This is a genomic window from Methylophaga sp. UBA2689 (assembly GCA_002354555.1).
GTDB lineage: Bacteria > Pseudomonadota > Gammaproteobacteria > Nitrosococcales > Methylophagaceae > Methylophaga.
In genome coordinates this window covers 1-10,304 of sequence record DELT01000103.1, presented here as the reverse complement: position 1 = coordinate 10,304, position 10,304 = coordinate 1, and the positions used below count along the sequence as shown (strand labels likewise).

The 10,304-nt window shown below is 45.4% G+C and carries 11 protein-coding genes; 7 read left to right on the top strand and 4 right to left on the bottom strand.

Annotated elements, in window-relative coordinates; translation table 11 throughout:
* Nucleotides 1-983, top strand: a 983-nt coding sequence (locus B3M51_RS13440; RefSeq protein ID WP_292759885.1) for a hypothetical protein, incomplete at its 5' end; no start/stop codon positions are given.
* On the top strand, nucleotides 983-2,842 hold the full coding sequence (locus B3M51_RS13435; protein WP_272996808.1) for a hypothetical protein: 1,860 nt from the start codon (nucleotides 983-985) through the stop codon (nucleotides 2,840-2,842). The genes B3M51_RS13440 and B3M51_RS13435, both read left to right, overlap by 1 nt.
* Here B3M51_RS13435 and B3M51_RS13430 read toward each other — a convergent pair whose 3' ends face one another.
* Nucleotides 2,843-3,169, bottom strand: coding sequence for a hypothetical protein (locus B3M51_RS13430; protein ID WP_272996807.1), 327 nt, complete (start codon nucleotides 3,167-3,169; stop codon nucleotides 2,843-2,845).
* A 39-nt stretch (nucleotides 3,170-3,208) separates the two neighbouring features.
* On the opposite strand from B3M51_RS13430, the gene B3M51_RS13425 reads away from it, so the two are divergent.
* From B3M51_RS13425 to B3M51_RS13405, 5 genes are all read left to right on the top strand, one after another.
* Nucleotides 3,209-4,264 (top strand): hypothetical protein, encoded by a 1,056-nt coding sequence (locus B3M51_RS13425; protein ID WP_272996806.1) that lies wholly within the window; start codon nucleotides 3,209-3,211, stop codon nucleotides 4,262-4,264.
* Nucleotides 4,265-4,777 carry a hypothetical protein gene (locus B3M51_RS13420; protein ID WP_272996805.1) on the top strand — a complete coding sequence of 171 codons (513 nt, stop codon included), beginning with the start codon at nucleotides 4,265-4,267 and terminating at the stop codon, nucleotides 4,775-4,777. It abuts the gene before it with no gap.
* A 63-nt stretch (nucleotides 4,778-4,840) separates the two neighbouring features.
* Complete coding sequence (locus B3M51_RS13415; RefSeq protein ID WP_272996804.1) at nucleotides 4,841-7,522, top strand: hypothetical protein; 2,682 nt, start codon at nucleotides 4,841-4,843, stop codon at nucleotides 7,520-7,522.
* A 52-nt stretch (nucleotides 7,523-7,574) separates the two neighbouring features.
* Complete coding sequence (locus B3M51_RS13410) at nucleotides 7,575-8,093, top strand: lysozyme (protein ID WP_272996803.1); 519 nt, start codon at nucleotides 7,575-7,577, stop codon at nucleotides 8,091-8,093.
* Complete coding sequence (locus B3M51_RS13405; protein WP_272996802.1) at nucleotides 8,086-8,580, top strand: lysis system i-spanin subunit Rz; 495 nt, start codon at nucleotides 8,086-8,088, stop codon at nucleotides 8,578-8,580. Before B3M51_RS13410 ends, B3M51_RS13405 begins: the two co-directional genes overlap by 8 nt.
* Here the strand turns inward: B3M51_RS13405 and B3M51_RS13400 are convergent.
* From B3M51_RS13400 to B3M51_RS13390, 3 genes are all read right to left on the bottom strand, one after another.
* Nucleotides 8,533-9,204, bottom strand: a complete 672-nt coding sequence (locus B3M51_RS13400; protein ID WP_272996801.1) for a hypothetical protein — start codon at nucleotides 9,202-9,204, stop codon at nucleotides 8,533-8,535. The genes B3M51_RS13405 and B3M51_RS13400 overlap by 48 nt on opposite strands.
* Nucleotides 9,205-9,277: 73 nt before the next feature.
* On the bottom strand, nucleotides 9,278-9,709 hold the full coding sequence (locus B3M51_RS13395) for a hypothetical protein (RefSeq protein ID WP_272996800.1): 432 nt from the start codon (nucleotides 9,707-9,709) through the stop codon (nucleotides 9,278-9,280).
* Nucleotides 9,681-10,304, bottom strand: a 624-nt coding sequence (locus tag B3M51_RS13390; RefSeq protein WP_272996799.1) for an HNH endonuclease, incomplete at its 5' end; no start/stop codon positions are given. The genes B3M51_RS13395 and B3M51_RS13390, both read right to left, overlap by 29 nt.

Genomic DNA, 10,304 nt, shown 5'->3' with positions numbered 1-10,304 from the left:
TTAATAATCTGGCAGCAGCGGCAGCGGCAGAGAATAGACCAGTTGATCGCTATGTTGAGCTAGCCAATATGTCACCCGACCAGCAAGAGCTTGAATTACAGCGCATGCAGGTCATGGGGCAGGATATCAAGACATTACTTGAGCCGCCTAAACCGCCTGAAACGAGAGAGGTCAAAAAAGGCGACCGCATCATAACTGAGCAGTTTAACCCGCAGACAGGCCAGTTTGAGCAGATTGCTGATGCTGAAAGATTTAATCCAAACTCAGGAACGGTTGTAAATGTCGGCACGGGTGGAGAGTCTGCGCCAGTTGTTACGCCTCCGGTGTTATTGCAGGGTTTGCCGCCTGAAGTTGGCGCGAAACTCGATGCTGTATATGTGGCAGCGGGTGGCGGTAAAGATGGTATTGACGCCATGAACAAAATGACCGACAAACTATCAGAACAAGATAGACGCGCATCATCAGCCAATATTCTTGCTGATAGCTTCCCGAATGCAACACCAGAGGAAATGACTCAGCTTAAGTCGGTGATGGATGCTGCGGAAAATACCGAGGCGGGACTGACTCGGGCTCGCGAGGTAAGGGGTAGTCAGCGTAAGGCTCAAAAAGGTAAGCAGTTTCAGGGTAGAGCTGTCAGCTTGCTTAAAAAGATTATTGAAAACCCTCAGCTTAATGATGTTATTGGTTCGCTTGAGGGTAGTTTTGATACGCGGTTATTTAGTGATGCAGAGGCCGAGCTTATTGCTGACATTGAAGAGGCGGGCAATATTCTGACAGCTGATAATTTTGACCTAATGACAGGCGTATTAAGTGAGTCAGATATCTCCATATTGAAAAACCTTTCAAGTGGTGGCTTGAATCGGAAGCGTACAGAAGAGAGATTTATATCGGATGTTCAAGGCATGATTGACAGACTTTCGACCGGTAACGATCAATCCACATCAGAGCAGCAGGTCGGCAGATTTACAGTGAGAGCCAAATAATGCCTGTTTATGAGGTAACGGATCCAGATACAGGGCAAACGCTTGAGTTAGAGGGTGATTCCCCTCCAACAGAGCAAGAGCTTGAGCAGATATTTGCTGCACAAGGCAATCAGTCCATGCCAGAAGGATCGGCACTGGATAGTGTTGTTGAGCCTGCCATGTCTGTTGTGTCCGGCTTAAAAAACACGGTTGAAGGTGGGTTAATGGGTATAGCCCAATCACTCAACCCTATGGCTGAGGAAGGCGCGGGCGCTGAGGCGGTAGCAGATCAGCAAGCGCAAACCTTCACGCCCAAAACGCAGTCCGGTCAAAAGGGCATGGAAACCCTCAACGATTTGATGCAGAAAGGAATTGACCTTGCCAACTTCCCTATATCGGGTATTGGTGGCTTGGTAGAGCTTATAAGCGGCCAGGGAGTCGATCAGGCTGTTGAAACCATCAAAGCCATACAAGAGTCGGGTTTATCTAAAACTGCTGGCGATAGAGTCTTTGATGAGACTGGTAGCCCATTAATCGCTACAGCAGCCGAAACACTTCCATCAGCAGTTGGCGCTGTCATTGGTGCAAAAGGTGCGCAGAATGCAACAAGCAAGGTCGCAACGGCAGTCGATAGCGCACAGCCTATAAATGCAGTGGCGAAAGTAACGGAAGGTATCTTCCAGTATCAGACCCCAACCAAGAAGCGTATAGCAGCACTTATTGAGAATAAAACAGGTGATGTTGATACGGCTAAGTATGTGTTGAATCAAGGTAGAGCAGTTAAAGATAACTATGCCATTAACGCTATTGATCAAGGCTTCGATCCAGCGGTAATAGCGGCCATTAAAAACGCATCAGATTCAGACAAGATCAAGATGCAGCGCATGGTGGATATTATGCAGCGTGGCAAGAAAAACGCCCGTTACGCTGTGATGAATCGGCCTGCTGATATTGCTGGTGATTCACTGGTTGCGCGGGTTAAGTTTATTCAGGCCGCGAACAGAAAAGCCGGAACAGATATTGATAAGGCTGCACAAAAACTAAGAGGACAGCCGGTTGATATTGCAGATGCTTCAGCCAGCTTCTCTGATGCGCTTGATTCTTTAGGTGTACAAATAAAGCGTAATGATAAGGGTGATTTTATTCCTGATTTCAGTCGATCAGAAATTGCGCCAGGTGATCGCGGTCCGCTGAAAGAAGTTATCCGGCAGATGAGCTTGAAAAGTCAGGACGGCAGCGTCGATGCGCTTTCGGTCCATAAGATGAAACGGATCATTGATCGCAATGTCACTTATGGCAAATCACAAAGAGGTTTAAGCGGTGAAACAGAGCGCATATTGAAGCAGTTCAGGAATCAACTGGATAGCAAGTTAGACGAGGCTTTTCCTGAATACAATGCGGCGAACACTAATTACGCTCAAACCATCGGGGCGCTGGATAACATTCAAGCGGTTGCCGGTAGAAAACTGGACTTTTCCAGCGAGATTGCAGACAAAGCCAGCGGTACACTGCTTAGACGCTTAATGAGTAACACGCAATCAAGAGCGAACCTTATTGATTCTATCAGCGAGCTTGAGAGTGTTGCTAAATCGGTGGGTGGCAAGTTTGACGATGATTTGTTAAATCAGGCGTTATTTGCAGATGAACTGGATCGCGTCTTTAGTCCAGTAGCGAGAACGTCATTTCAAGGTCAGATCGATCAAGCGGTGAAACGTGGTGTTGATTATGCTGCTTCACCGGATGGCGGGGCAATGGGGCTAGCAAGAGACGTTGCTGGTGCGACCGCCAAAAAAGTGCGTGACCGCAAAATAAATGAAGATAAAGCATTTCAATCCATCATGGACGTATTGCGGGATAAGAACTTTAAACCAGAGCAGTAATTAATTACAGGTTGTATAGACCTGATTGCCGCTTGTCGTTGATGTGCAATTTAAAGAAGGATAATTCTCAACCGGTGGGCGCGGCGTCAATTGAGGATATTGCGGCGCAGGAACCTGAACAGTTTCACCCCAATTTTGCAGCAAGGCAGCCTTACGCTGACGCTCGGCAATATCGTTATTCTCCAGTGCCATCATGCACTGGCCATATTCAGCAGTCCCTTTAACAAAGCCATAATCATCGCATTGCGTGTGATGGTTAGCTGTGCGTACAGCATGAGACTGACAGGCAGCCAAGAGAACAACAGAAAGAATGATAAGTAAGCGCATAACCCCGAATATATCACAATTATCAATTAGGGCAATAACATGGCATCAATGATAAGCGAGCATGAGTCGTTTCAGGGCGTAGATGGAAAACCTATTGTCAGCGGCTATATTTATGTCGGTGCGGCGGGGCAAGATCCAAAACTTAACCCGATAGTGATTTATTCAGATCGCGAATTGACCACGCCACTTGCTAATCCGCAACGCACTGATAGTTATGGTCGCGCTCAAAACAAGATATGGGTAACAGATCGCTATTCGCTGAAAGTTGAAGACAGTAACGGTGTTCAAAAACTTCAGGACTTGCAGCGCGGTGAGCTGGCTGATTCCCCAACGATAAATCTAATTAATGTGCAGGGGATTAACGATGTCACAGCTGATGCTGTGCCGCCTGTTAGTGCCTATGTAGATAAAGCGGTTTATGTGCTTACAGTGGTGAACTCAAACACTGGAGCCGTGACGCTAGATTTTGGTGGTGGCGCAAAATCAGTTATTAAAAATAATGCAGACGCACTGGTGACTGGTGACTGGTCAGCAGGCAGTATTCAGCGAGTAACCTATAACGCATTCAGTGACAGGTTCGATACGCTAACGTTTAGTACGGTTGAAATAAACGAAAGCATTGCATTGTTTTCAACAACCATACGCAACATTGGTGAGCCGTTTGCAGTATGGGATCACATCACTGGCTGCCCGCTACCATCTAATGACGCGACAGCAACCTTTATAAAATTAACGGCTGGCGAGGATGGTGTTGGTGAATATAACGAGGGACTGTTAACCAGTGAAAGCGTATCAGGCACTGCTCCTGATGTGGTTGCTACGGCGGTAATCTCTCATGCACCCAGCCCAATGAACGGCCAAACCGTCAAGCTCATTAACTCATCACGGCAATTCATCAGACCTGGCGCATCGGGTACAGAGCAAGACGATCAATTTGCAGCGCATACGCATAGTATTGGCGGCATTATTGATTATGTTGGTGCAGGCAATGGGCGGACGGTTGGAAATAACGCAACGGTAAGCTCTGGCTCAACAGGCGGCGATGAAACACGCCCACGCAACATAGGCGCAACATACTACATGAGGATCGCATAAATGCCTTACATGAAAAACGACACCATAAGTCAATCTCCTATTGAGGGTGGCATTGAAATTAGCGGTGCGCAGTACCAATCATTGCTCGCGGCAAAACTCGAAGGTAAAACGGTTACGGTTAAAAACGACGAGCCTTTTATTTACAGCGGCGAAAAACGCACAGTTTATAGGTTGGTCAACAACGTAGTCGAATCACAAGAGATTTACAGCGAAGATGATACGCCATCAGGCTGGCAAGCTACAGAGCCAACGCCTGACCCTGAACCAATCACGCAAGTAAGTCGCGCACAAGGGAAGGTTGCATTAATCAGCGCAGGGCATTGGGCTTCTGTTGTTGCATTTGTTGATGCAATACCGGACCCAACACAAAAAGCACTCGCTGAAGTTGCCTTGTACGACACAACAACATGGCAGCGAAACAGCCCATTTTTAGCTACAGCAGCTTCTCAGATAGGATTAACCGAGACAGACCTTGACAACCTTTTTTTAGCAGCAAGCCAGATACAGCTTTAACCACCAACCACCCTCACCAAACAAACCCGCCAAGTGCGGGTTTTTTATTGCCCGGAGTTTTACATGAATCTTGGATTGCAGCTTGTTTTAGGTGGTTTGCGTAGAGGGTCTTTTACGCCTGTTCCGCCTCCAGTAACCGTAACAGCTCCATCGCCGTATTACGGACATAGCAGGATAAACGCAACCAGCCTGTCTGCGACCATTGGATTCATTGAAGACCCTGATGGACAAGAGGCTCCGGTTTCGGTTGCAGCTTATGCCAACATTGCTATTGCAGGAACACGCAGGCTGACGACTAAGCCATTAAACGGCTATGAGCATTGCCATACTGTCTGGACGCTGACAAAAGGCGATGGAACGGCTATTTCTGAGGAAAACGATGGTGTTTATAATTATAGATACAATGCTGCTACTCAGGCAGTAGAAGGCGCACTGGTAAACGTCCATACAGACACTATATCGCCTGAATTTACAGATTTAATGCTGAATCATGGTGACTACAAGTTAACGCTTGAAGTCTATGCTATGACGCACACAGGCGAATGCTTACTGGCTACAGATGAATATTCCTTCACCATTGCCAAGCCTACAAACAATCACATTTACATCGACCCTGTTAATGGTAATGATGCTAACGATGGGCTTCACCCATTACTGCTTCCTATTCCTTCTGGTGGCTGGAATCTAAATTACGTTGAATCAACAGGCATATTGTCGCAAGCAGGTGCGTTCACTGGGCTTGTTTTAGACAATGAACAATACGACACCGATACAGCAGATATGATGTATTTGTTTGGTTATGGACGTGTGCGTATTGCAGAGGTGATTGATGCTAATTCTGTACGCATAGATGACAGATGGAAGCTAGGCTCAGACCAGACAGGATTAACCTCATCTAATGGTCCAAGACAAACTATTGACACCACACCATCAAGTAACACTGTTTATCATATCAAGGCGGGTGATTATGAAATTGCTTCGCCAATCGCATTTGATACAAGAACAGGGCATTGTGGGTTGTACTTCTACGGTGGTCAGGGGCGCTTATATTCAAATACCATTGCAGCAGGAAGTTATTTAATAGCTACCGGCTCGCCAAGCGGTACAGCGGTTTCTCCTGATAAATTAATGTTGTCTAACTTCGAGCTGGATTCTCAAGGTATTCAGTCTAATCCTATCAGAGCCGGAACAGGAAACTCTAACACGGCGCTCAAGTTTAGGGCGATATACCGCCACTTAACTCAAAAAGGATCTTCAGGCTCAGGCATATTTAGTCCTGGCACGCCTACTAACGGCCTTGGTGCGGCAATGGATGTTCTTGTATGGGGTAATTACTTAAATAATCTTAAGGTCGGGACTGAGGCAAAAGCTGTTGCCATGTTCACCTATCATAATGATCGGTCATCTTTTAGGTGTATTGGTAATATCACAGACAATGACGCTGACAATCCAACACTAGATCATCATTGGTATCCAAATGGATTAAATGACCATTATCACGCTGCATGGAATTGGTTTAGAGAAGGTGCTGGTTCTAACTATTGTATAAACACTAATGTGGCAAAAGACCTGGGGACATGGACGCGGCGCGGTGTTTCTTATCATGATATGTTTTTTGGTGGCGCAATACGGGGAATTGACTTCTCAAACCACGATAATATCGACGATATGTTTTTTGAAAACATTTACGTTGCTAGATGCCAGAGTAATTTAGATCAAGACTTTTACTATCCATCAACTGCAATATCTTCGTTTATGGTTGCCTGCGACCACTATGCAACTGCAACAGAGGGGCAGTCTGCATTTTTCAGAACAAATGCTGGAACACTCCCGGCCTATAATCACGTAATGGAACGGTGCAGAAATTATGGCCCGATGCTTTACAATGCGGGCGCGCAAACGCCAACAGTAGAGTTTTTTGATTGTGAGTCTGTAAATACACGCACTGATACCATATTCCAAATCAGATCGTTCCAGCCCTCTCTGTCTGAATCAACATTTACGGATTGTGTATTTTATTCACCGAATTCTGTAGATGGGAATGTATATCAGATAGATGGTTCTACAACTAACCTTGCCGCATTAAATGCGCTAACAAACTCTACTGGTAACACAGAGGCAGTCATTAGCTGGTCAGATTGGCCATCCATATTAGTAGGTAGGTTATACCTTGACCCGCCAAGTGATACAGCGGCGACACTATCATTTGATGTTGGTGCTGATTTAAACCGTATTTATGATGGACAGGGATTACGATTCAAAGTTATTACCTCAGACATAGTTACTACTAATGGTGGAGGCTTGGCATTAGATAGCTCTAACTTCTTTAGACTGAAACCGGGCGGCAATGGCGCAATTAACTTACGTGCTGCCGCAACTTATAGCCAAACAGCAGAATTTCTCATTGACTTGCCTGCTCAATCAGTAATATGGGATGGTTCTGAACATTTAATTGATATGCCTTTGGTGGCTAATGCCGCTGTTACAGTAAGTGTTGACGGAACTCCTTACGCAAGTCCGACAGTTACTTTCTCCCCGGCGCCTGAGCTAGACATTGGTTACATTCGTGGCGCTGGCGCGTATTACATCTACGATATTGAGGTTTACGACATAGCAACGAGTACAGTCCTCCTTAGATTTGACGTTGATTCAGGAACGCTTGTCGGAACCGAGGCTGCAAGTGTTGGCACAGGAACGTTGACACTGAATGTTGCCGAAGGTGATTGGACAGATACACCGACCTAAACTAAAAAGCATATAAGCCGCCTTCGGGCGGTTTTTTATGTCTGGAGTAAATATGAATAGATTTAAGGTTGGCGGTTTAACGCTAGGCTCGTCTGTTCTTGTTGCCTTTCTCGCACTATGGGAGGGAGGTGGACAAGATGGCATGACGGTTTATGCCGATAAGTTAGCGGGAGGATTACCAACTGCTTGCTATGGCATAACAAAGCACGTTACCGATGAGCCTGTGATTGTGGGTGAATACTGGTCTAAAGAAAAGTGCGATCGCGTTATGAGTGTGGCAGTGACAAAGGTTCAGCTGGAGCTGTTGAATTGTTTAACGCATGAGCCGCCACAAGGAGTGTTTGACGCTGTTTCGTCATTGGCATGGAATGTAGGCGCTCCCAAAGCCTGCAAGAGCCAATCAGTGCGTCACATTAACCGTGGAGACTATTTGAACGGCTGTCGATTGCTGGCTAATACGTTCAGTGGCAAGCCAAACTGGTCTTATGCGAGTGGTAATTTCATTCAGGGGCTTTACAACCGCAGGCAGGCTGAGCGTGACAATCTTTGTTTGGCTGGGCTTTATGAATAAATACTTTTTACTTGCAGGCTTCCTGGTTGCCTTTGTCACTGGTTGGCAGGTGCAAGGATGGCGAATGGGTGAGCAGATTGCTGAGGCCAATACCAGAACATCTGAAACACTCAAATCAATTGCTGTTGCTGCAGCAGATAAACAACGGGAATTGCAAAATGAACTCGATAAAAAGCAAGCTGTATGGGCGGCTGTTGAAGCTGAACAATACGCTTTACTGCGTGATGCAGAGAGGCAAAACAACCAGCTTCGTGCTGATGTTGATGCTGGCCGTAAGCGGTTGCGCGTCAACGCCACATGTCCAGCCAGTAGCGATAGACTGTCCGAAACCGGCCCCAGTACCAGCATGGATAATGGAGCCGCCCCCAGACTTACAGAAGACGCTGAACAGGCTTATCACGATCTCCAATCAGGAATCGCCAGAATGACGCGTCAACTATTAGCGTGTCAGGCTCGTGTTAAACCATTTTTGTCTGAAACCAATTAAGCCAATCAATGCCGGAGCAAACAAAAACAAGCTGGCAGGAATCGGTACTTCTGACGGCAGCGCATAATCACCTTTAACCATGAAGAATCCATACGGATATGGTGGTCCTTCAAAGCCGTATTGATCGTAAGTTAATCCAAAAGGGTCAAACCTAAAAATAGATCCAGTACCATCGTCATTATTCAAGTTAATTGAAATGCTACCCAGTAGCCCAGAAATGGCAACCCCATCAGTTTCTGAGTAATTAACAAAATCAGCTGTCAGTCCAATATTAAAAATCACGTTAGACTTGATGCCGTTAATATTAAAATAATCAAACCATATAGAAGTATCGGGTGGTATACCGGATGGGTTTTTAATATTAAAACTCATTAATTCATAAAACATTACATTTACTTCATCCGTACTAGCCCATCGCCAGCCGGCTAAGTCTTTTCCGCCTACAGTTCCTGAGCATTCTCCACCACTATTACCGCAGGCTGCATAAACATCGGGGACGTATAAGTATTCAGTATCGGTCAGTTGAGCCCATTGAAGGCCGTTTAAGGTTAATGCAGTGGATAATGATGCAGCACTGATATTGCACGAAAATAAAATAACAGAAACAAACAGGATTACTTTCACGGGACTCCCTCCATAGAAGTGTGATAGAGATCACAAAATATTTCTAGAAGGGGCCAGTGTCAAGATCAAATTACTAAGCTTTATCAGATGGTTTTGAAGAATTACGGCGATCTTCCAGCAAGACTGTGGCAGTGACACCTAAATAAATTAATACACCTATAAACCAAAAAAGACTTATGCCTATATCTAAAAGGTAGGTAGTTTGAGTTCCAGGCGGATTATCTTCATTTAGGTGAATATACATTCCGATACCACCACACAGATACAAAAATAACGCTAAATATTCCATCGTTTTCACCTTTAAATTAATAATTTTTGGCGAAAGCGAAAAGCAAATACTGAGTCCGAAACCAACCTGTAACCCATTGTTTTTATTATGCTGATTTTGCCATTTTTGACAGTGGCTAAAAACAGTGTAAAATGCCGCCCCTAGTAGGTTTGCGCGTTTTACGCTACCACCTTGACATGGTGGAGCTTCAAGAGCCGTGTATTGGCGTATAGCCATGGAACACCTCCTCATGCTTTCTAACCTTGATTGCCGCTTCCTTACTTCCGTAATAACCTAAGTGCAACTGCTTTCCGCCAATACCAATGGTTGCTCGCCATTTCTTTTTGCTTGATGACCAAGAAACGCCGGCACAACCAGATTGATTAGTTGATATTTTTGGCATATTCCTAGAGTTGGTTGTACGGTCCACTTCTCTCAAGTTGACAATGCTGTTATCGGACTTATCTTGGTTTATGTGGTCTACCTCTCCATTTGGCATTTCACCATATTGGTATAGCCAAGCCAGCCTATGCGACTGATAAGCCTTCCCCTTGTACATAATTGATAAATATCCAGAGTGATGGGCATTGCCTGCAACGCTTCCGGTTTTTGATCTTCCCCTGGATATGAGCCATTTAAAAACACCGGTATCCGGATCATAATGAAGGATGCTTTTTAACTCTTTCTGTGTAATCATATGTTCGCCTTTTGTATAAATTTGTTTTCGCACAGGTTTTCGCAAATGGCGGTTTTTTACTTGCTGAAAAATAAAAAACCTAATGAAATCAATCGTCGGGGCATAGCGCAGACTGGTAGCGCACTTGCATGGGGT